This window comes from Pelagerythrobacter marensis, assembly GCF_036700095.1.
Taxonomy (GTDB): domain Bacteria; phylum Pseudomonadota; class Alphaproteobacteria; order Sphingomonadales; family Sphingomonadaceae; genus Pelagerythrobacter; species Pelagerythrobacter marensis_A.
Genome location: NZ_CP144918.1, coordinates 197,112 through 219,691 on the forward strand (window position 1 = coordinate 197,112; position 22,580 = coordinate 219,691).

16 protein-coding genes are annotated in these 22,580 nt (G+C 63.0%); 2 read left to right on the forward strand and 14 right to left on the reverse strand.

What is annotated here, in order from left to right; genetic code table 11:
- Positions 1 to 47: 47 nt before the first annotated feature.
- From V5F89_RS00925 to V5F89_RS00990, 14 genes are all read right to left on the reverse strand, one after another.
- On the reverse strand, positions 48 to 1,091 hold the full coding sequence (locus V5F89_RS00925; protein WP_338446391.1) for a hypothetical protein: 1,044 nt from the start codon (positions 1,089 to 1,091) through the stop codon (positions 48 to 50).
- Positions 1,088 to 2,197, reverse strand: coding sequence for a CapA family protein (locus tag V5F89_RS00930; RefSeq protein ID WP_338446392.1), 1,110 nt, complete (start codon positions 2,195 to 2,197; stop codon positions 1,088 to 1,090). Before V5F89_RS00930 ends, V5F89_RS00925 begins: the two co-directional genes overlap by 4 nt.
- Before the next feature lie 204 nt (positions 2,198 to 2,401).
- Positions 2,402 to 4,894 (reverse strand): CocE/NonD family hydrolase, encoded by a 2,493-nt coding sequence (locus V5F89_RS00935; RefSeq protein ID WP_338446393.1) that lies wholly within the window; start codon positions 4,892 to 4,894, stop codon positions 2,402 to 2,404.
- A 175-nt stretch (positions 4,895 to 5,069) separates the two neighbouring features.
- Positions 5,070 to 6,221: a CoA transferase gene (locus tag V5F89_RS00940; RefSeq protein WP_338447478.1), complete on the reverse strand. Its 1,152-nt coding sequence runs from the start codon at positions 6,219 to 6,221 to the stop codon at positions 5,070 to 5,072.
- The gene (locus tag V5F89_RS00945) at positions 6,218 to 7,159 is read right to left on the reverse strand and encodes a hypothetical protein (protein ID WP_338446394.1); all 942 of its coding nucleotides are present in this window, start codon (positions 7,157 to 7,159) and stop codon (positions 6,218 to 6,220) included. Before V5F89_RS00945 ends, V5F89_RS00940 begins: the two co-directional genes overlap by 4 nt.
- A 1-nt stretch (position 7,160) precedes the next feature.
- Entirely contained in the window at positions 7,161 to 8,189 is a 1,029-nt protein-coding gene (dctP, locus tag V5F89_RS00950) for a TRAP transporter substrate-binding protein DctP (RefSeq protein ID WP_338446395.1), read from the reverse strand.
- Positions 8,186 to 9,475, reverse strand: a complete 1,290-nt coding sequence (locus tag V5F89_RS00955) for a 2-hydroxyacyl-CoA dehydratase family protein (RefSeq protein ID WP_338446396.1) — start codon at positions 9,473 to 9,475, stop codon at positions 8,186 to 8,188. Before V5F89_RS00955 ends, dctP begins: the two co-directional genes overlap by 4 nt.
- Positions 9,472 to 11,562 (reverse strand): CoA transferase, encoded by a 2,091-nt coding sequence (locus V5F89_RS00960; RefSeq protein WP_338446397.1) that lies wholly within the window; start codon positions 11,560 to 11,562, stop codon positions 9,472 to 9,474. Before V5F89_RS00960 ends, V5F89_RS00955 begins: the two co-directional genes overlap by 4 nt.
- The gene (locus V5F89_RS00965) at positions 11,559 to 12,407 is read right to left on the reverse strand and encodes a hypothetical protein (RefSeq protein ID WP_338446398.1); all 849 of its coding nucleotides are present in this window, start codon (positions 12,405 to 12,407) and stop codon (positions 11,559 to 11,561) included. Before V5F89_RS00965 ends, V5F89_RS00960 begins: the two co-directional genes overlap by 4 nt.
- Before the next feature lie 28 nt (positions 12,408 to 12,435).
- A complete protein-coding gene (locus V5F89_RS00970) occupies positions 12,436 to 13,743 on the reverse strand; it encodes a TRAP transporter large permease (RefSeq protein ID WP_338446399.1) in 1,308 nt (435 codons plus the stop codon).
- The gene (locus V5F89_RS00975) at positions 13,740 to 14,186 is read right to left on the reverse strand and encodes a TRAP transporter small permease subunit (protein ID WP_338446400.1); all 447 of its coding nucleotides are present in this window, start codon (positions 14,184 to 14,186) and stop codon (positions 13,740 to 13,742) included. Before V5F89_RS00975 ends, V5F89_RS00970 begins: the two co-directional genes overlap by 4 nt.
- A complete protein-coding gene (locus V5F89_RS00980) occupies positions 14,183 to 15,289 on the reverse strand; it encodes a CapA family protein (RefSeq protein ID WP_338446401.1) in 1,107 nt (368 codons plus the stop codon). Before V5F89_RS00980 ends, V5F89_RS00975 begins: the two co-directional genes overlap by 4 nt.
- A 24-nt stretch (positions 15,290 to 15,313) precedes the next feature.
- Complete coding sequence (locus V5F89_RS00985; RefSeq protein WP_338446402.1) at positions 15,314 to 17,998, reverse strand: TonB-dependent receptor plug domain-containing protein; 2,685 nt, start codon at positions 17,996 to 17,998, stop codon at positions 15,314 to 15,316.
- A 53-nt stretch (positions 17,999 to 18,051) separates the two neighbouring features.
- Positions 18,052 to 19,770, reverse strand: a complete 1,719-nt coding sequence (locus V5F89_RS00990) for a CocE/NonD family hydrolase (protein ID WP_338446403.1) — start codon at positions 19,768 to 19,770, stop codon at positions 18,052 to 18,054.
- Positions 19,771 to 19,897: 127 nt separating this feature from the next.
- Between V5F89_RS00990 and V5F89_RS00995 the strand changes: the two genes are divergently transcribed.
- Together V5F89_RS00995 and typA are read left to right on the forward strand one after the other, a co-directional pair.
- A complete protein-coding gene (locus V5F89_RS00995; RefSeq protein WP_338446404.1) occupies positions 19,898 to 20,572 on the forward strand; it encodes a GntR family transcriptional regulator in 675 nt (224 codons plus the stop codon).
- 172 nt (positions 20,573 to 20,744) lie between these two features.
- On the forward strand, positions 20,745 to 22,580 hold the full coding sequence (gene typA, locus V5F89_RS01000; protein ID WP_338446405.1) for a translational GTPase TypA: 1,836 nt from the start codon (positions 20,745 to 20,747) through the stop codon (positions 22,578 to 22,580).

The following is a 22,580-nucleotide window of genomic DNA, read 5'->3' on the forward strand; positions in this document are numbered from 1 at the left end:
TCGCCACTCTCCCTTGCAAGTTTTCGTTTTGTCGTTTTCGTATTCGTTCAGCTTGTTTCGGCTCGCGCTGCGATCACCGGTCTTCGCGCGGCCATGCGCGGAGCGACCGAGAGCAACACGATCGCGCCGACCAGGATGCCCGCGCCGACAAGTTCGGCCGGTCGCGGGGCCGTCAGCCCGAAGAACCAGGCGAGGAGAGCTGCAGCGCCCACCCCCGCCACGAGGCTGGCGGCACGCTCCAGCGGCACGCAGTAAGCGTTCTCGCGCGGGTCGAGCAGGATGATGATCGCGACAACCGAGATCACTGTCAGCGTCAGTCCGATCCAGAAGATCGGCCACATCGCATCGCTGGTCCAGACGTCGATAAAGCCCCACTGCAACTGGTTGTCGCCCCCGCCAATTCCGCTGGCGGCAAGCACGGCCAGGGCCGCGATTGCGAGCGGCAGGGCGACGATCTTCTCTTCCACGAAGTAGCGCCGGACGAGGGCAGGATCGCCGTTCTTCGCGGTCTTGGTCATCACCATCAGCCGGATGAAATAGCCGAGCGTGTAAAGGACGATCGTGACGATCGCGATCGGCGGAAGCCTCAGCCCCCCGCGATCCACCAGCGTTATGGCCATCGCGCCCAGCACCATCACCAGCGCCACCCAGCTCCACCAGCGCACCTTGCGGCCAAAAATGAAGTCGACGAACGGCGCAATGATCAGGATATCGCCCCGCATGAGCAGTTGCATGAACGGGATCGACACGTCCTTGATCGTGAACGACAGCGGCACGGTAAACAGGATCAGCGCCGTGCCGAGCCCGGAGAGGAAAGTGTAACGGGTTGGCATGGGAATCTGCCTGCCGGCAAACTGCACGGTGTTGGCGTCGCGATACCAGCCGGACAGCCAGATAAAGAGATAGGTGAGCACCAGCGAGATGGTCAGCGAGGCCGGCAAGGTCTCAAGCCCGGTCAGAGGCCGGCCCAGGCCGATATCCGCCTCGCTCGTGATCAGCTTGGTGATCATCGCATTCGGCAGGTAGAGAACAAGATAGAGGACTATCCAGCCTTCCATCGGCATCCAGGCGATCATGCTCGTTTTCTTCATGTCGCCTGCTCCACCAGGACCATGTCGCTCGTGACCGAATATCTCGCATTGAGGCCGGCCTCGACGGTGACGGCGGACATGTAATCGACGACTTCGGCGAACTCGGCGCTGTCGCGGTCTGCAAGCATCGGAACCGCATCGCGACCGATATGCAGAGGAAGGAAACCTGCACGGATCAGCTTGCCCTCACCGATCTCCAGACGAGCGATCATGCCGAGGCGCGATTCCTTGGGAAAGTTGTACAACCCCTCGAAATCCGGCTCCCACTCCTCGGCGAGAACGCGGATCTCGTTCCAGCTCTTCGATTTGGCGTGAGCCTCGTCCATCCTGAGATCGGTCGCGAAGTTGGACAGCGAGTAGAACACGGGCTTGCTATCGATCACTTCGCAGCCTTTCAGTACGTGCGCATGTCCGCCGAGGATTGCGTCGGCTCCAGCCGCAATCGAGGCTCTCGCCACGTCCCTCTGATAATCGGCGATTTCGGCGCGAACGAAGTGAATGCCCCAATGGTGCGAAACGACCACGACGTCGGCCCAATCCTTCGCCGCCGCGATATCGGCGCACATCGCCGCAAGATCTTCGCGATGCGGCCAAGTATGCGTCCGCGGAGGGGTGCCAGGCTGGTCGTGCTCGATTTGCTCGTAATGCGTGAACGCCCGCATCGGAGCGCATCCCGGCCGCCGCTCTTCCGCCCAGTAACCCTGCGGAAGGATCGAAGAGTATGCCAGGACAGCCACGCGCGTGCCGTCGCCGAGCATGAACTTGGCGGGCATGCGGGCCTCGGCAATGTCGCGACCGGCACCGACCACCTGCATCCCCGCTCCGCGCAAGTTGTCGCGGGTCTCGAAGAATGCCTCGTTTCCCCAGTCCAGACAGTGATTGCCCGCCATCGACACGCAGTCGAAACCTGCCTTGGCGAGCGCCGTCGCACCCTCTGGCCGAGCACGCACAGCGTGGCGTGCCTGGGGAAGTCGCGTCCCTTTCTCGGCAAAACTGGTTTCGATCTGCCCGAAGGTGATATCGGCCGACGACAGGAGTTCGTGCGTGCCGACGAAACTTTCGTCGTAGTCGTCGCGATCCATCGCCAGGTCGCCTGTGGCCAGCATTACGTGCGGCATCCCGATTCAACCTCCCCAACCGGATTGCCCCTGCCTCCGCCGGGTCTGCGCCCGGCTACGCCGCGGAATCGAATCCGTTTTGTTTTGTCTCATAACATCCTTACCACCCATCGAAGGCCTTTTGCAAGCGCTTGCGTAAGCGGTGGCCAGGAACGATGGGGAGGCGGAACACACCGACTTCCCGGAGCGCGGTCAGTCGGCGATGGAAAGCGGCAACTCGATCGCAGAAGGATGCGCAGCGTCGCGATAAACCTCTATGCGGGGTGTTCCGTCTGTGAGCGGCGGATTCTGATAGTCATTCCCGATCGTGGTGCTGATGTTGAGCCGGACCCGATGGCCTGCCTTGAACACGTACGAAATGGGGAAGAAGTCGAAAACCAGCTCAACCGGATCGCCAGGAACCAGAGGGGCAATGTCATCCGCATGGCCGCGATGCCAGGTTTGTCCGGCTTCCCCCCATGCGGGCTGCACCGATTTGCGCCAGGAGGCGCGCAGAAAGCCATCAGTGACATAGGTGGACCGTCCGTCCGGAGCGACATCTTCGATCATCGCGAAGACGTTCACATCCCTCCGGTCGGACGACACCCAGATCCGCGCGCGCGCCGTACCCTCGAAAAGAGCATCGTCTTTCAGCGGCTCGCCGGTATGGACCAGGCTTTCCCCCTGGACTGGAGGCCCGTTGCCATCCCACCAATGGGCCAGCGGCGAATAGCGCCCGCCAAACCAGGTAACCCCGTCGCCGGTGTAGGTGGCAGCGGGCCTATCCGACGAAGGCGCTTCGCGCGTCAGCCCATCCGGCGAAAGGAACAAGCGGGTGGCATTGTCGCCGCCGGGCCATGTCTCTGCGATTTTCCATTCTTCGCCTGCCGGTGCCCCAATCGAGTAGTATTCGATACCTTCTTCGTTCACGCCGTTCTTGGCGCCCTTCAGGTGATAGTCGAACCAGCGCAGGGCCTCCTTCTTCAGGTCGTAGTCCGCGGCGGGAAAGTCGCTGCCCCTCGGCGGAACATTTCCATGCACCCACGGTCCCAGAATCAGCCTTCCGCCCCACAGGCGTTGCCCCTCGATCTGGCCGGCGACCGCTGCATCGAACCAGCCGCCCAACTGCAATATGGCAACGCCCGATTCCTGAATTTCCCGCCAGTAGGTGATTGGTGAGTCGGCGATCCCCGGCCGGCCGCCAGTGAATCCGTTGACACCATCGCGCGCCATATTGAGCCAGTACTGGCCCAGCATCGGTGCCGCGCACTTGCGTTGGGCCAACACGCTGGCCAGATCGTGCCCGGCTACCGGTCGGGGCTTCGCAGCCCCTCCGACTGCGGCGTTCGCGCCAGCCGGCGCTGCAATACATTCGCCGGAAAAATGGCCTTCGCCGGTCTCGAAAATCGGGATTCCGCCACGCGATACCGCATGGTCGAAAAACCGGGGGCTGGCGCAGGCAGGTGCGATCGCCTTGAGCCCGAGTGGCTTGAGCGCCGCCGCGCCATATTGCCAGACCCCCTGGTTGGAGCAACCCATCGCGCCGACGTTGCCGTTCGAGAAGGGCTGGCTTGCAGCCCATTCGATAACCGCTTTTGCATCTCTGCGATCCGCGTCGGTCACAAAACCCTCCTGGCGACCGTAGGATGCCCCCGTGCCCCGGCGATCGTGAGACACCACCACGTAGCCATGCGATACGAAGTATCGCCGGATCGGCTCGAACCGTTCGGGATCCTGGCTGCGATCCTGTGTAACGATCACCGGTAGAGGCGCAGTTTCCACGACCCCGTCCCGGACGGGACGATATATGCTGACTGCAAGCCGGGTGCCGTCAAAGCTCGGCAGATAGAACGAGCTTTCCCTTGTACCGTCGAATGGCGGTTGTGCCTCCGCCGACAGGAAACCGCGCTCTTCCATCCATTCGAGAGCGCGCGGACCCCATAGCGAAAACGGCATGGCGAACGTAGCGACGTCATAAACGTGCAATTCGACGTGCTGGCCGGCATCCCGCCAGAGGTCCGCAAGGGCCAGAATGCCGTCGGTCACGGGGCCATGATCAAGCTCGGTAGCAAGAAACAACGGCGGGGCATCCACCGGAACGTCGACGTCCTGCAAGGAGGGGCCGTAGATCGAAATAATGAAGTCCGGCGTTGCGCCCGGGGCGCCGGCCAACATGGCACCGATCGCCACACCGCCCCCGGCGGACGTCCCTATCATTCCGACGCGTGCCGGATCGATGCCCCAGGCTGCGGCGTTCGATCGCGTTACCCGCAGGGCTTCCTGGGCATCGGCCGTGGCGAGGCGAAGGACCTCGTCCAGCGCGGCATCCCCCTTGGCGGGATTCGCATTGGCTTTGACGATATCGAGCTTTGGGAAGGACATCGGTCCGGGCGGTGTCATGGAACGCGAACCGATTGTCTTCGGATCGATTTGCAGCGTGCGATATTTCAACAGGATGACCGCTATGCCCCGCCTGTTGAATTGCCTGATCTGCTCGTCGGTCTCTGCTCCGACGCCCAGTAGCCGCAATCCTCCGCCAGGAAGCATGACCAGCGCGGCCCCCGTCCGGTCGCCCGGTTCCGGCAGGTAAACGCTGATTTCCGGCTCGCGAACGTTCCTGATTATCCTTCGCTGCCCCTCGGACGAGACAGTTTCGGGCTGGGTCCAGGCCTCCGAACCGGTCGCCCCGTTCGGATAGAGCTGCATAACGCGATCCTGCGCCACGACAGGAGCGCTGAAAGCTGCAAGGATCGCCGCACAAACGGCACTGAGAAGCCGCATTTATCCTCCCCACGAATCTCTTTTTGCAAGCGCTTGCAACTATAGCGCGGGAGAGGCGGCCCCGGTCAACCCCGGCCTGCGTTGAGGCGTGCGATTCCGATCAGTCGCGCGACAGCCACTCGAGGATCTCGTCGCGATTTCCGTCCAGCGTAGGCGGCGCTTCGCGCGTGCCCGGTGAACCGTTACTGATCTCGAAACCGACGTTGGGGACCCGCATTTTGCCGGGGAACTCGTCGGGCGTTTCCAGATCCAGGAGGGCTGCCTCGCCGGCAAGCTCGGCGGCCTCCTCGACACGGCGGACCATGCCACACGGAATGCCGGCCTCGCTCATGCTTCGCTCCCAGTCGGCGGCATCGCGCTTGGCGATCTCTCCGGCCAGTTCGATCTGCATGAGATCGAAGTTTTCCCGCCGCGCCGCGGCGGTGGCAAATCGTGCATCGGCCAGCCAGTCCGTGCGATCGAGATGCTTCGCAAGCGATGCGAACTGGTTATCCTGCACAACTCCCAGAGAAATCTGGCGTCCGTCGCGTGCAGTGAACAACGATGCCGTAGGCAGGCCGGAATACCCGGTGTTGCCCATGCGCCGCATCACATTGCCGGTCACGAGAAACGGCGTCAGCGTCGAGGTCATAAAGGCCAGCGAAGCATCGAACATCGAAACGTCGATGTGTGCACCCTCGCCCGTCTCCCGCTTTCTGAGCAGTGCGGCAGTGATGGCCAGCGCCGCGCTCTGGCCGGTCAGTGTGTCGACGATCGGAAACCCGACCCGCACCGGCGGCATGGATTCGTCCCCGCTCAGCATCATCATGCCGGTGGTGGCCTGTACGATATTGTCGATCGCCGGCCAGTCGCGATAGGGCCCTGTCTGGCCGTAGCCCGAAACCGAACAGAACACGATATCGGGTCGCAGCTGTTTCACGGTTTCGTAGCCGAGACCGAGACGACCGATGACGCCGGGGCGAAAATTCTCGAGCAAGACCTCGCTCTTGGCGACGATAGACCGCGCGATTTCGAGATCTTCCGTATTCTTGAGGTCGAGCGCGATCGATTTCTTCCCGGCATTTGCCGCGATGAAGGCCGGGGCCATCCCATCGTACCGACCGTCCCCCCCATAGTTGCGAAACTGGTCACCATGCTTGGGCTCGATCTTGATGACCGTCGCCCCCATCAACCGCATAAGATGCGAGGCATAGGGCCCCGCCATGACGTGACTGAAATCTGCAACGACGACACCTGAAAGGGGCTGGCTCATGGAGTCTCCGGCATGTTCTTGCTCACGACATCCCACCCGAAGGTGGTGCACAATCGGCAGTTTTCACCGATAAACCAAAGACCTGCGTTCGCGTCGTTCTTCAGCTGCCAGTCCAGCCAGTGCACGGATACGCGAGCCCAGTCACCGCCATCGAACTGCGAGAAAGTGCCGCCATGGCCGACCGGCAGACTGGCCGCCAGAACCGGCACGTGGTCGATTCTCGCGAAATCGTCCATTCCATTGGCATAGGCAATGTCTTCTTCGCCACCCAGAATGTAGGCGATCGGGCCCTGGAGCCTTGCAAGATCGTCTTTGCCAACATCGACGCCGCTTCGGCCGTCCCGCTCGCGAACATAGACCCCGCTTGCCAGCGCGATTACCGTGTCGATCCGCGGATCCGTACCAGCCGCAATCGCCTGCAACCCGCCGCAGCTGTGGCCGAGCACGGCGATCCGATCGGTCGCTATGCGCCCGTAGAATGGACTGTCGGGATCGGAGTTTGCCGCCTGGGCCCAATCGATGCCGGCCAGAAGTCCTGCAACCGACGTCTCGTCCGCGGATCGGGTGGGGGGTGGGATCGCACTCGCGGGGATCGGCTGGACAGACCGCGAAGCGGGGCGTTCGCTGCGGGCCCTGCCGTTCGCAACGACAACGTAGCCGTGACTGGCGACTTCGCGCAGAAAGTGTGCTGCGCTCAGCCCGTTGTCACGACATGCCCCGTTGCCCCATAGCACCAGCGGCAGCGCTTCGTCCGGCATCGTGCCGGGACGATAGATCGTGTACTGCGGGGCTTCGGCGCGCACTTCCGCGACAGCGGGATAACCGCCCGTCCCGGCCGCCCCGCCGATCGCTCCCGGAGCCGGGTCGTCACCGTTCGCCGCGGACAACGGCACGCTCGCGAGCGCAAGTGCAATAGCGAAAATGCTTCTGCCGGTCATATCAAATTCCCCTGCTGCATGAGATTCCGTCGCGGGTTATGCTTGCACGCGCCGTCTTGAACGCTTGCTCTCCATCGATTCCAAAGGCCGCCAGCTCTGCCGCACTGGCCGCCGCTTGGCGCAGATAGAGGGCATCGAACCGGCGCTGTTCTTCGGCCGGTACGGCGAAGACAGTAACACCGTTGGCAAGCGCCTCTTCCATGCCCGACTGCGCGGCCAATGCGATTTCCGCTGCCAGGGCAGCCTCCCAGACCCGCGTCGAGCGCAAAAGCAGATCGCGGTGCTCTTCGCTCAATCCGTCCCACGCCTGCTCGCTCATAGCGCGAGCCGGATAGGCGCCGCGCGGTACGGTCAGGGCTGTGTAGAAGTTCGCAACATCCGCAAAGTGCATCGCGCGAAAAGTATCCGGCGGTGCAATAACGCCGTCGATTACTCCTTTCGCCATGGCAGAGTAAACTTCCCCCATCGGCAGATTGACCGGGTCCGCGCCAAGGGTCTCGAGCAGCGATAGCAGTTCGACGGGAGCCCGAATGCGCATGCCGCGGAGCTGTTCGATCCGCTCTACCGGCCGATCGCGCGTAATGATCCCGGGGTTATCCCCCCCTTGGACCGCAAGGACCCGCAGCCCTGCCAACTCCCGCCCGATCTGGGGCAGCGTTCGCTCAAGGCACCGATAGAGCGCAACCTGGTTTTCGAAACCCGAAACCCCTGAATAGAAGCCGGACTGGGTGCGGATAAGATGGGTCCCGCCGCGCACATATATCGGGGTCACGAGCCCGATGTCGGCGACACCGTGGCGCAGTTCCTCCATCGACATATCCGACGACAGCACTGCCCCAGACCATAGCGGGCGGATGCGCAAGGTGCCGCCCGACTGTTTATGGACATATTCCATCCAGCGAATGTCGGCCCGACTGAACGGATGCGAGGGGGCGTAGGGCGTGGCATAGGTGAGCAGCGTCATGCCCTCGGGAACGGGGCGCGAGCACGCGGCAACCAGCAGCGCGAGGAGGGCGATCGCGAACCTCACGCCAGACCGTGCTCGTTCAGAAAGTCAGCCACTGTCCCAACCATGCGTTCATGGTTCCAGTTGCGCGCATCCACCATGTCCGCATCGATCGAAAGGACCGGGATGCCTGCCTGCTCCAGCGTCATCGCAGTCAGCTTTGTCCCCGATTGTGATAACCTGTTATCGGGAGGGAGCAACACAACCGCGGCGTCGATCGCGCACCGCTCTGCCTCGCTTTCCATCCAGGTGTTCATCCATGGCGGAAGGTGCAGCACTTCGTTCATGGAACAAATGCGGCTCGCCAGGGCCTCCATCGGCTTGCCGTGGATTTCACGAATGTACTGCGGACCAGCGAAGGGCATGTACATCGACCACACGAACACCGCGCCCAGCTTTTCTTCGAGCGCCTGATAGAAACCGGGATCGTGCCACACCCCGGCACCGATCCACATCAGGCGGAGCCTCTCGCGACCCGCGGAGGCACCGAGGCCCGCATTGACGCGCTCCAGCACCTCGTCGCGAAACTTGCGCGCATGCGAAACGGCCCAATCCGACCCGCGATGCCATTGCGGTATCATCGTATTCGGCATTTGCTCGGCAATCGACACCGGGCACGGGCGGGCCGTTCCGATGGCCTGGGCAGCCTCCCAGATATAACCTTCCTGCTCGTTGATCCTTTCCATCAGATGGTGGAATCTGTCGGCATCGAACCTGCGCCCCGTTCGCTGTTCCAGCAGGGCGATCAGATCCTGCATCTCGTCGACCATCAGCGCAATGCGATCGGGTTCGTAAACACGCTCCCAATCATCGCGCGAATGTGCGAACCAGCGTGGTTCCTTCTCGCGCCAGGCGGGCGCTTCGAGGGGGAAGAACTCGCTATCGAGCGCTTCTGCCCAACGGCCGAAAACCTGCTGGATGCAGTCGCAGGTAAGACGTGCGACGAGCACTGTCGGCTTGGGCAGACCGCCCCATGGCGCGGTCGTCGGGTCGTTGGCCAGGGTGCAGGCCAGGCCAAGCGAACAATATTTGCAGTTGTTCGCCGGGAAACCCGCTTTCGCCATGACCTCGAAATACTGCGCGGAAAGCTGCTTCGCCGAGATATAAGCCGACCACCACTGGTTCGTGACGATCGGAATGTCCATCACATGGAATATTTCGTGCGGGGTATCGGCTTGCACGATGGCGAACGGCTCCCCTTCGTCAACCACGCGCCGCTTGAGATCCTGCCCGAACGCTTTCTGATATGCATTGGCCTCGGCCGTGCAGGCCAGCATCTTGCGGCTCCGTTGCCCTGTCGCTGTGCTCATTTGAAAACTCCGGCATCCTGCAAGGCATCGAACCGATCATCGTCGAGGCCGCAGATCGAAGTCGCAATCTCTCTCGTATGCTCGCCCATCCGCGGCGCGCGATAGGGCGCGAGCGTATCGCGACTGAAAGTCATCGGGGTCGCCACATGCCCGAACGGGCCGAGCAGGGGGTGGTCCAGATCGATCAGCGCTCCGCGAAATGCGAGTTGGGGATCGTGCTCGATCATATCCTCGGCATCCTGCACGACACCCGCTGCCAGACCGGCCGCCTGCAGTTGTGCCACCGCCTCGGCATCGGTCATCCCCGCTATCCAGCGGGCGACGTCGCCGCCGCTCAGCGCGTCCAGCTTCGCCTGTTCGATATCGTCGAAGATGCTCAGGGCGACCCAGCGGTCGTCGCCCGCAGCGGCATAGACGCCCTGGCTCTTCACCGCCGGATCGCCGTTGCCCAAACGCCGGGGGCGTTCACCCTTCTGTGCCTGTGCGAGGAAGCAACGCATCTGCTGGACGCATATTTCATACATCGAAGCATCGATGCGGGCCCCGCGCCCGGTTTCGCGACGCCGTTGCAGCGCCGCAGAAATATGCGCGGCCATGACATAGGGCACGATCACGTCGCCATAGGGTACGGCCCCGGGGATTACGGGGTCGCGTTCCGGATACCCGGTCAGATAAGTCCGCCCGGAAAGAGCTCCGCCTGTTCCATCGACACCCCATTCCTGGGCCATCGGTCCGGTCTGGCCGAACACGCTGCCCGAACACATGATGACAGCAGGGTTGCGTTCGGCGAGGGCCCGATATCCAAGGCCGAGGCGATCCATCGTTCCGGGCGAGAAATTCTCCACCACCACATCGGCCCAGTCGATCAGCGGCTCCAGAATTTCCCTGCTGCTGCGCTCCTTCATGTTCAGCGACAGGCTGCGCTTCGAAGAATTGAGATGGGCGAACCAGGGCTTGTCGTCCAAGTTCCCCGCTTCGCTGGCCGAAACCTGAACGTCCAGCCGCGCGAGATCGGGACGGGTCCTGCTCTCCACCTTGACGATATCGGCACCCAGATCGCCCAGCGTCTTGGTCGTGATCGAACCGACCAGCGCCCATGCGAAGTCCAAGACCTTGACCCCGGATAGCGGGCCGGGGCGTGAACCCGCATGTATGGCCGGGGCCCGTGCGACCGACCGCGCGCCCTCGTCGACGATCGCGAAGCGATCCGGCAGGCCATCCGAAGTATCGAAGAATCGGCGGTCGGCGAGATGGGGATCGGCCAGAACATCGCCGGGTTCGTTGACCACGCAGGCGTTGATACCGCGTTCGTGGCCAGTGGTGGCGATATCCCGCTTGGTGCGCCCGGCGAAGAATGCGGCGATGGCCGCTTCCCATGTCGCCCGCGTTTCCGAAGGAAGCGTGGAACGGTTGTAGGTCGACCAATCGGTGTCGCGGAGCGGGTTGTCGGCCCCGACATCGTCCATCCAGTCCGACAGGGCCTGGTTGGCCGGCGCCCCCAGCCTGCCGGTCATCAACGAATGGAAGCACCACCCGTCGGCAAGCTTCCAGATGGCTCGCACCTTGGCTTTCCCATAGGCCAGCGCTCCCCCGACGCGGTGCAGTTTGCGCCGGTCGAACTGCCACACCAGCACGCCGTTATAGTTGCGGCTGAAGGTGACCTGCTGGACCGAAATATCGACATGCTGGCCAACCCCCGTCCGGCCGCGGGCAAAGTGTGCCGCCATAGCTCCCGACGCAGCAACCATGTCGGCGTGGAAGATGCACGCATCGCCGGCTTCCTTCACCGGTGGCAGTCCCATCTCTCCGGTGACCCGCAATGCCCCGCCCATCGCAGAGGCGACGAGCTCGCTTCCGCGCCAGCCCGCTCGCGGGCCGTTGGAACCAAACGGAGTCACCGAAACGTGGATTGCGGTTTCCGGGATCGGGAGGTGGGCGGTGGCCTGTTGTCCCAGATCGTCGATCACGAACGACGCAGAAGCAACGTCGTTGTCCAGTATCGCGCCGAGGGACAGGAGATAGCGAGCCAGGGATCGCTCCCCCATTTCGCCCAATGCCACCAGCGAATGGCCTTCCAGTGGTTTCATTCCGAATTCTCGCCCACGAATTTTTCGATCTCGTCTTCCGCCCCGTCCGCCAGATGCGGATCGCGACAGGTCATCTCCAGCAACGGTATCCCGGCCGCTTCGAACGGCTCCCTGAGCGCAGGGATCTGCCACCCGGTGCTTTCATCGTCGTTGCTGAGCCAGAGAACCCCGCAGACCGGAGCCAGCGAGGCAATGTCCGCGGCGACGGCAGCCCCCGCATCGCCGAACGATCGCGGGCCTGCCCGCTCCCTGATCTGCCGCGCCAGAGCAAGTGCGGGATCGCTTGCGCTTTCGTCCACCGCGGGCCCCAGATCGGCCCACAGTTCCTGCAGCGTGTCGCCAACCGGCGTACAGCCTGCCCGCGCAATGGCCGCGTGAAGGCGATCATCGGAAGGCGGCGTCCCCACCAGCAGGCAAACTTTGCCGGCCGGCGGCGGGGAGGCCTTACGCGCGGCATTGGTCGATACGATGGCCTCGCGCAGCCGGCTGTCGGTAACGTTCAGACGTTTGGCGAGCGCGCGGACCTCGCGATACTGGCGAGCCTCGCTGCTGGCGCGCGGGATCAGGCTGACGTCGAACATGATCGCCTCGGGCCCGGCCAATGTCCCGCGCCTCTGAAGCTCGCAAACATAGTAATACAGCCTTTGAACCGTATCGTCAGCGCGACTGAAGACGATCGTTTCGAAGTGGTCGTAGGCGCCTGCCATCCAGTTCGCGATGACCGCCGAACACCACGGCGCAAATTTGCTCTCGAGGATGCCGGCCGCAGGCGCGGTGTCGTATTCGCAATCGAGCGATACCCCGCGCACTTCCTTCCCGCTGGCGCGGAGCAGGTCATGCGGCAAACACGGGCCAATCGTTCCAATCATATCGCTACTGTCCCAGAACTTGCGGCAACCACATCACCATCGCCGGAAACAGCATCAGCAAGACCAGGTGAAACAGGTCGGCGGAAAGGAAAGGCACCACACCCTTGAAAATACGATTTATCGAAATATCCTTCGCAACACCCTGAATAACATATAGATTCATGCCAAGGGGAGGATGAATGAAGCCGATCTCCATCGCTCGCGTCAGAAAAATTCCGAACCAGATGGGCGACATACCGGCGGCCGAAACGATCGGCAGGAGGATCGGCGTGGTGAGCAGCATCAGTGCCAGACCGTCGAGCACCGAGCCGAGAACCAGCAGGATCACGGCAACCAGCAGAATGGTCATCAATGGCGACAACGCCAGGCTTTCCACCCACATTCCGGCGGCCTCGGCCAGACCCGTGATGCCCACGAATACGGAGAAGATCAGCGCGCCGATAATCACCAGCAGGATCAGCCCGCTGGTCTGCAGCGTTCCGGCGAAAGCTTCTTTGAGCATGGCCATGTTCAAACGCCCCCGGATGGCAGCGATGGCAAGCGCGCCGGCGACGCCGATCGAACCTGCTTCCGGGGGCGATATCCAGCCGAGAGCGATCCCGCCGATTGCAAACCCTACAAGGGCGAGCATGTCCCAGATGCGCGCAAGGGCGATCCCGCGTTGCCGCCAAGTGGCCCGCTGAGACGGCGGGGCGATGGACGGGCGCAGCCAGGTGATGACGGCGATCACCGCGCAATAAAACAACGCCTGGGTGATGCCAGGGACGATCGCGGCGGTGAACAGGGTGCCGATCGACTGCTCGGCGATGATACCGAAGACGATCAGTGCACCTGATGGCGGGATCATCTGCCCCAGCGTTCCGCCAGCGGCCACCGTGCCCGTCGCGAGCGCAGGAGAATAGCCGCGCTTCTTCATTTCCGGCAGCGCGACCAGCCCGACAGTGGCGGTAGTGGCCAGGCTGGATCCGTTGATCGCGCCAAAGCCGGCACAACCTGCAACCGAAGCGTAGGCCAGTCCGCCACGCCGGTGGCCGATCATCTTCGCCGCGGCATCGAACAGATCGCGGCTGGCATCGGCCGCAAAGAACAGCTGTGCCATGAGAATGAAGAGCGGCAGCGTTCCAAGCTCGTACTTCGTGAGGGTGTCGATGAAGACCACCCCGCTTTTGATCGCGGCAGCCTCGGGGCCGAGGAGCAGGAGCAGGCCGCCGACACCGACCAAACCCAGAGCCACGCCGATCCTGAGTCCGGCGAGCAGCAGCAAGAGCAGAATCGCAACGCCGATCAGGCCTGTTTCGGGCGTGGCTATCACGAAGTTTTCCCCCACCGGAACAGTCGCAGCGCGGTGATTGCAATCGTCGCACCCAGCGCGAGATTCGCGGCCAGCCGCATCCATCGCCAGGGCACCCCCACGATCTCGCTGATTTCAGACGAAGGCCAGAGATCGAGCATCAGCCAGACCGAACCGACCAGGATGATCGACAGCATGGCCAGCATCGCCAGTTCCGAACAGAAGTCCGCCATCCATCGCCAGGCGGAATTCAGGCGATCGTAAACCAGGCGGACCCGGGCGTGAGCATCGACCAGCGTGCCAAAGACGATCGCGATCGCCCCCGCCACCAGCACGGCGGGCTGAATCAACTCGATCGATCCCAGCAGACGAAAGCCCGCATGGCGTCCGATCATCGCCAGGGTATCGATCGCAGCCACGAACAGCAGCCCGATCCCGCCGGTCCAGACAAGGAAGGACTTCATGCAGCCTCGATCCGTCCGTCGGGCAAGATAGCAATTGGCGGCAACCCGCCCTGGACGGTTATTCGTTCGATATAGCGGGCGATTTCGCTCTTCCTTTCGCCAGCTGCCAGAACCGGCCGACCGGGCGCTTCGACGTGCACGGGGATTACCGATGGAACCACGGTGCCGTCGACCGTCACGGCAAGATGCCCGATGAAGGCGTTTACCGCTTCCGGGTGGAAGGGCGCGAGTTCGTAGGCCGGGTCCGGCTCGAACCCGAACATCGCCTTGCGCCGCTCTGCCCATTCGCGGCGGGCAGGGTGGTCCTGATCCGGGCTGAGCGCGCGCGTGACAACACAGCCGTTGCCGAGACCGTGGAAAATCGGTCGGCCGCGATAGAGTTCGATCCCGCGCACGATGTGGGCATGATGGCCTGCGACCGCATCCGCACCGGCGTCAATCGCGGCACGTGCTACGGGGATCTCGTATGGGGCAAGCAGGGCGGGAGTGTGGACGATTCCCTTGTGCAAGGCGACGATCACGAAATCCGCCTGGCGCCGCGCTGCGCCGATGTCGCTTTCCAGAATCGCGGGGACATCGGCTGCCATCGAGCCGAGCTTGCGTGCCGGGCTGACGGGTGCGCCATCGTCGGTTTCGATACGCAAATAGGCGCAACCCGCCCGGCCTCTCGCAGCCCAGGCCGCTTCCGGTCCGACGCAGTTATAGCTGAGAAGCGCTACGCGCAGGCCGCGTCGTTCGACTATAGCCGGCGCACGGGCCATCGCAAGGTTCGCACCTGCCCCGGCGTGGGCGATGCCGAGGTTGTCGAGCCTCGCGATCGTCTCGGCAATCCCTTCGGCACCGCAATCGGCGATGTGGTTGCCGGCCAGACTGACCATGTCGAATCCCGATCGGGCCAGAGCATCGAGATGTTCCGGCGGCGCGCCAGGGGCCGGAACATCGCCCTGCAACTCCGCAGAGCATTGCGTATGAGGCACCTCCAGATGCCCCATCCCGATGTCGGCGGCATGGAGGGCCGGAGCGATGCCCGACAGCCAGTGCCCGGGCTCCGGCTCGTCAAGCACGAGATCCCCGGTCAGGGCGATGGTCAAGATATTCGACATTGTGTTGGTGCGACCCTGGCCCGATCAGAACGATTTTCGCACGCCGACCGCGATCACACGTCCGATCGGATTGGCGGCCGTCGCGTCATAACCGCCGCTTCCGTTGCCTCCCGGCGCTAGATTCACATAAGGCGGATCGATATCGAAAAGATTGCGGACTTCCACCGTGAAGCTGAGCCCTTTTTCCAAGAAGCCCGCCGCGTAGGGATCGCCGGCCTTCCAGGTCAGGGACAGATCGATCGGGGTATACGAATCGACATCCTCGAACGGGGTCACTGCGTTGTTGGTGTAACCGCCGACATGTGTCGCCGCGAACCGGGCGGTAAACGGCCCCCGTTCCCAGGTCAGCGACCCGCGCGCCTTGAACTTCAGCGGCAGGAAGATGTTGTTCAGCTGGTCGACCGGCTCCGCGCTGGCGGTAACAGCCTCTTGGTAATCGAAAAGATAGGTGCCCGACAGGTTGAGAGACAGCGTATCGGCCGAGGAAAGATCGATCGAATACAGCGCGGCAAAATCCATTCCCCGCGTGATCGAGCGGCCTAGATTCTGCGAACGACCGTCGATGAAAAGCTGCACGTTCGCCGGATCGCCGCCGGGGATGGGGATGGCAAGATTGGGAATGCCTTGCGCGAGCAGGTCGGCCACACGAGACTGCGCATCCACTCCAGTCAGAATCACGCCCGTTCCCGCGTAGTCTTGCTGCCGGGTCAGGATCGACAGGTTGGAAAGGTTCGCCGTGACCTGGTTCTTGTAGTCGACACTAAAATAAGTCAGCGACAGCCGCAGCCGGTCGATCATATCGAAATCGGCACCGATCGACCAGGTTTCGGCCGTTTCCGGCTTGAGATCCAGGTTCGGGCCCGAAAGCGCGAAACCGACAATGGGCGCCCCGCCGTCCGGGTTTTGATAGTTCTGTCCGAACAGCGCATTGGAGTTTCCGTAAATTTCCGGAATCGTGGGCGCGCGGAAAGACGTGCCGTAGCTGCCACGAAGCTTCAGGCCGCGAACCGGCTCCCAGTTTATCCCGAACTTGGGGTTCGTCGTACTGCCGACATCGCTGTAATCGTCATAGCGAACAGCTGCATTCAGCTCCAGCCGCTCGAGGCCCGGCCGCCCGTTGCCCGGCCCGAAGATCGGCACGAACAGTTCGCCGTAGGCGGAATTGACCCTGCGCCCGAACTCGCGGAACTGCACTTCCGTGCCCGGGGCGCCGCGTGCCAAGCCAAGGGCGACTTCGAACTCCTGCCGTTCAAGCCCTGCTGCGAGCTTGACCTCCCCGCCAGGCAGCGCGAACAGGGGGCCGTCGGCACGCGCCTCGTATGCTGTCAGATCGCCATTGGTCGGAGCGATAAAGATCTGGTCGGAAATGGCATCGAGCACGGCTTGGTTCGTTCGCCCATATCCATACGGATCGAATGCAGTGGCCGGATCGCTGTTGGCGAGTGCTGTTGCAAGATCGCGATTGTCCAAGCCATTGAGCGAATTCGAGATGTCCCTGGTCTTCCCGACGCCGACAAGCCCTTCCACGCGCCAGGGCCCCAGATTGAGCCGAATCCCCGGGGTGATCTGCCAGGATTCGGCCGACCCAAATGAATCGTTGGAAGGAAGATCGTTCTCGAACGAATAATCGATGACGTAGCTGGAGCCGGTGAAACCGGGAGGGCGGACGAAAAAGGCATTGGTTTCGGGCACGGTGATCGAGGCGCTGCTGTAACTGCTGCGTCGTACGAACTTGCGTTTCGAATAGAAGCCATCGGCGAAAACTTCGAGCCATGGGGCAAGATGAAAAGTCGCCGTCGCGTTCACAGTGTTATAGCTCTGCGCGGGAACCAGGTCCTGCCCTGCATTGGAATCGCACAAGTTGCGCGTACCGGCGACAAGGCTGGCGGCACCGACCTGATCGAGCTGGTCGGGCATCGCATAAGTCGTGCCGTCGGCTTTCAGGGTCCCCGGGGCGCACCGGGTCACGCGATAATCGCGCCCGCCGAACGGGGTCTGGTTGGAGGTGAAGAAATCGCGATCAAGGCCGGAAAGGTTGGAACGATCGACATGTTCGTAGGCCACCATGACCTGGCCGCCGTCCCAGACCTTCCCGATGGCGGCGCCAAGGGCATATTCGGTAAAATCGCCACTGTCCGATACGCCATAGCGAGCGAAAGCTTCGCCGCCATCGAGATTGCGCCGCGGAATGATGTTGACCACGCCGGCTACGGCATCGGAGCCGTAGATCGCGGAGGCACCGTCTGCGACGACTTCGACACGTTCGACCCCCAGGGTCGGTATGATGGAAGGGTCGGTAGAGCGGGAGTTGTTCACCACCCGATGCCCATCGACGACTACCAGGGTCGCGTAGGGCCCGATCCCGCGCAGGTTCACGCTGTTGCCAAACACGATATTGCCGGAACCGCCGGCCTGGGCACGGGAGTTTTCCGAAACGCCAAGATCGAAGTTCTGCGGCAACTCCTTGATTATGCGGTCGACGGTGAGAGCGGGGGAGTTTTCGATCTCGGCCCTGCCCACGGCAATAACGGTTGCGCCCACAGGGGCCTCCCCGCGAACACGGCTGCCGGTAACGACGATGTCCTGCCCCACGCTTTCGTTTGCCGCAGGCTCGCTATCCTGGGCCACGGCCGTGCCTGGGAACAAGGCCGCCAGCGAGGCTCCGCCCAGAAGCAGCGCCATCACATCCTTGCGGAAATCCTTCTGCATCAATTCTCTCCCGATCAGTTCAGGCGTCTGCGCGCCTCTTGTTTTTCCGCCGGCTATCTCGCCAGCGGCAGTTCCAGCCGCGATGCGTCCAGGCCGCCGCGCCGCACGGCAATCACCGGCGGGGGGTCGATCTTCACGTCATCCAGGTTGCGCTGGCGGGGGTCCGCGCCGGTGACTGTGAATCGCAAGCGGGTCCCCGCGGAAACAACGCGCGACAGCGGCGTCAACGAGATGGAAACGGGCACCCATTCATCGGCATCGGGTGGCTGGATATCCGCTTCGAGACCGGAATGGTACGGCAGCCCCAGGTTTTCGAACGGCGCCTGCGACAGCTTGCGATGCGAAATCTTCAGCCGCCCGAACGAGACCACTTCCGCCTCGCCTTCGGCATCGATGCGGTCGAGATAAACCCAGAGGTCGGCGTCCGGGTGGCTGGTCCTGACCGTCAACCTCGCCACGGGGAAGCCCACCAGTTTGATGTCGCGGTCCAGCGGCGCGGTCGTGTACGACAAGCCATGCGCATCCATCGGTCGAGGCCAGAACGCAAAGTACTCGGCCGAAGGCAGGTCGTAGTCTACCGTAAATGCATCGCTTCCGACCAGGTTCGGAGGCGCGAGCCCAAGCGCCCCATCGTTGGCGGACTGCACGGCCCCGCCGCCACCAGTGGCCAGGAAAAAGGGCACCGGGCGTGACTGTATGCCGGGCAACTGGTCCGAACGTTCGTAGGTATCGGCCCCTTCCACCCAATAGATCGCGCGCGGTTCGCGATCGATACCGTTTTCCACCCCTTTCAGATGATGGTCGAAATAGCGCACGACCTCGCCAGTGAAGTCGAAATCCGCCGGCGGCACGCAGTGATTGCCCGGCCCGGCCAGGAACTTCCCGTCGAGGTTGGCAGCCCCGAGGATAGCCTGCCCGGTCGGTTCATCGCGCCAGTTGCTCCAGAAATAGGTCGCGATCCCGGCCTGACGGATCGCGTCGAGATAGCGATACGGGGCAACCTCTTCCCAGAACGCATTGCCGGTGAACTCGGAAACACTATCGCGATAGGGCATGGAGTACCACAGCGGCGCCATTGGCGTATTCGCCCGATGCTCCGCGACCGCAGCGCGCAGCATCGCTCCATCGCTGTCCGCGTCCACGGGAACACTGGCCAGATCCACTTCGAGCGGTTCGTCAGGGCGAGTGTTGAACTGCGCGGTGATTCCACCGTTACGGACGAAGCTGTACTTGTCGAGATCGGTCGCCCCGACAAAAACCGCCTTGAGCGACGGAGGCGCCGTAGTCGCGGTATGCATCGTGGTTCCGCCGAGATAGGAGCAACCGAGCATACCCACCGCGCCAGTGGAAAAATCCTGCCTCGCCAGCCATTCCACGAGATCGTAGCCATCGCGAGCCTCGGTCCTGTCCTGGAACCCGCGCCGATGGCCGAACGACGCCCCTTTTCCGCGAATGTCGGCGACAGCCACGACATAGCCGGCGCGGATCAGGGACCGAAGCGCCAGCCGATCGGAAAGCGCGATCTCCCGAACCAACCCGTCTTTATCGAAATAGCGGGCGCGGTAGGGCGTGAAGACGAAAATGACCGGGAGTTTGCGCCGCTCGACCACGTTACCGTTCGCCGGTCGGTAGATGTTGACGGCCAGGCGCGTTCCGTCACGAACAGGAACATAGAGCGAAGACCGGCTGTAATCCGTATATTCCCCGGCCGCAGCCGGGACACCCAGCCCAAACATCGCCAACACGGCGACAAGGCGGAAAAGCATCGCCATGATCACCCTCTCCCACGTCTTCTTTGTCAACAATTTGATCGGCAATCTGCATCAATGCAAGCGATTTCTTCGACAATATTATTGACAAAATTGCTTGCGGGATTCATGCAGGGATTCAAGGGATCACATGGAAAAACCACTCGGAAAAAGAACCAAGTCGTCACCCAGCGGGCAGGACATTGCCGACTGGCTGCGCGAACGAATCCGCAAGGGGCGATTCGTCCCGGGGCAGCGACTTGTGGAAATCGATATCATCGAAAGCACAGGTGGCAGCCGGGCCAAAGTGCGAGAAGCCTTCCAGCGGCTCGAAGCCGAGCGCCTCGTCGTAATCGAGGAATTTCGCGGCGCGTCCGTACGCAAGGCCAGCATGCGCGAGATCCGCGAGATATATCGCCTGCGGGTTGCACTGGAAGGTCAATGTGCGGCCGATTTTGCCTCGGACGGGACAGCGAAGGACAAAGCCCGGCTTCGGGAATTGCAGCGCGAACTCGACGCTTGCGTCAACGACAATGCGTCCGAACGCTTTGCAAGGCTGAATGGCGAATGGCACGACCATGTGATCAAGGGAGCGAAAAACCGCCTCATCCGCGATGTTCTCGCGCGCCTGACGGTACCCATAAATCGCCTGCTGTTCGAAAGTTTCTATGATACCCGTTGGCTGCGCAAGGCGAACATCGACCACCAGGGCATCACCCATGCGATCCTGGCCGGGGATTCGGCCAAAGCCGGCGCTTTGATGCGCCGTCACATCGAAGACGGCGAGAAAACGCTATCCACGATCGCATCGGAGTTCAGCGAGTAAACTGGGCGAGCGCGCCGCGCCGGCTGCCGGTGCGGTTCCTCTCCGTCCATCCCGTATACTGTCCGGTTCGATACGGCACCGCTTGCCCCGCGTCCCGCGCTCGTCTAGGGCGCGCGCGATTATTGCGCTGCACCATCGTCGCGCGCCAGCACCGAACCGAAAGCTCCGAAAGATGTCCGAACGTCTCCGCAACGTGGCGATTATCGCCCACGTCGACCATGGCAAGACCACTCTGGTCGACCAGCTCTTCCGCCAGTCCGGCACATTCCGCGACAACCAGCGGGTCGACGAACGGGCGATGGATTCGAACGATCTGGAAAAAGAGCGCGGGATCACGATCCTCGCCAAGTGCACATCGGTCGAATGGCAAGGCAAGGACGGCGAGCCGACGCGGATCAATATCGTCGACACCCCCGGCCACGCCGACTTCGGCGCCGAAGTGGAGCGGATCCTGTCGATGGTCGACGGGGTGATCCTGCTGGTCGATTCGGCCGAAGGGGCCATGCCGCAGACCAAGTTCGTCACCGGCAAGGCGCTCGCGCTCGGCCTCAGGCCCATTGTCGTGGTCAACAAGATCGACCGTCCCGACGGCCGCCCGCAGGAAGTGCTCGACGAAGTGTTCGACCTTTTCGTCAGCCTCGATGCCAGCGACGAGCAGCTCGATTTCCCCGTCCTCTACGCCTCCGGCCGCGACGGCTATGCGAGCGAGGACCAGAGCGCGCGCGAGGGGACGCTGGAACCGCTGTTCGAGCGGATCGTGGAGCACGTGCCGCCCCCCGGGCTGGACGACAGCGGCCCGTTCACCTTCCTCGCCACCCTGCTTGATCGCGACAACTTCATGGGCCGCGTGCTGACCGGCCGCGTCCAGTCGGGCACCGTCAACGTCAACGACCCGATCCATGCGCTCGACATGGACGGCAACGTGATCGAGACGGGCCGCGCGACCAAGCTGCTCGCCTTCCGCGGGCTGGAACGGGTCCCGGTCGACAGCGCGCGCGCCGGCGACATCGTGGCGCTCGCCGGGCTGGAGAAGGCAACCGTCGCCAACACCCTGGCCGATCCTTCGGTGAAAGAGCCGATTGCCGCGCAGCCGATCGATCCGCCGACGCTGGCGATGCGCTTTTCCGTCAACGACAGCCCGCTGGCGGGGCGCGAGGGGAGCAAGGTCACCAGCCGCATGATCCGCGACCGCCTGCTGCGCGAGGCGGAAACCAATGTCGCGATCCGGGTGACCGAGAGCGACGACAAGGACAGCTTCGAAGTCGCCGGGCGCGGCGAGCTTCAGTTGGGCGTGCTGATCGAAACCATGCGCCGCGAAGGCTTCGAACTCGGCATCAGCCGCCCGCGCGTGCTGTTCCGCGAGGAAGACGGCAAGCGCCAGGAACCCTACGAAACCGTGGTCATCGATGTCGACGACGAGCACTCGGGCACGGTCGTCGAGAAGATGCAGCGCCGCAAGGCGGAGCTGACCGAAATGCGCCCCTCGGGCATCGGCAAGACCCGCATCACCTTTTCCGCGCCGAGCCGCGGCCTGATCGGCTATCACGGGGAGTTCCTCTCCGACACGCGCGGCACGGGGATCATGAACCGCCTGTTCGAGAAGTACGACACGTACAAGGGCCCGATCGAGGGCCGTCAGAACGGCGTGCTGATCTCGATGGTCGCCGGCGAGGCGGTGCCCTATGCGCTGAACGCGCTGGAGGAACGGGGCGAGCTGTTCATCGGCGGGGGCGCGAAGATCTACGAAGGCATGGTGATCGGCGAGAACGCCAAGCCCGACGATCTCGAAGTCAACCCGATGAAATCGAAGCAGCTGACCAACTTCCGCTCCACCGGCAAGGACGACGCGATCCGGCTGACCCCGCCGCGGCGGATGAGCCTGGAACAGGCCATCGCCTATATCGACGACGACGAAATGGTCGAAGTGACCCCGCAATCGATCCGGCTGCGCAAGGCGATCCTCGACCCGCACGAGCGCAAGAAGGCGAAACGCCGCGCCGAGGCCTGA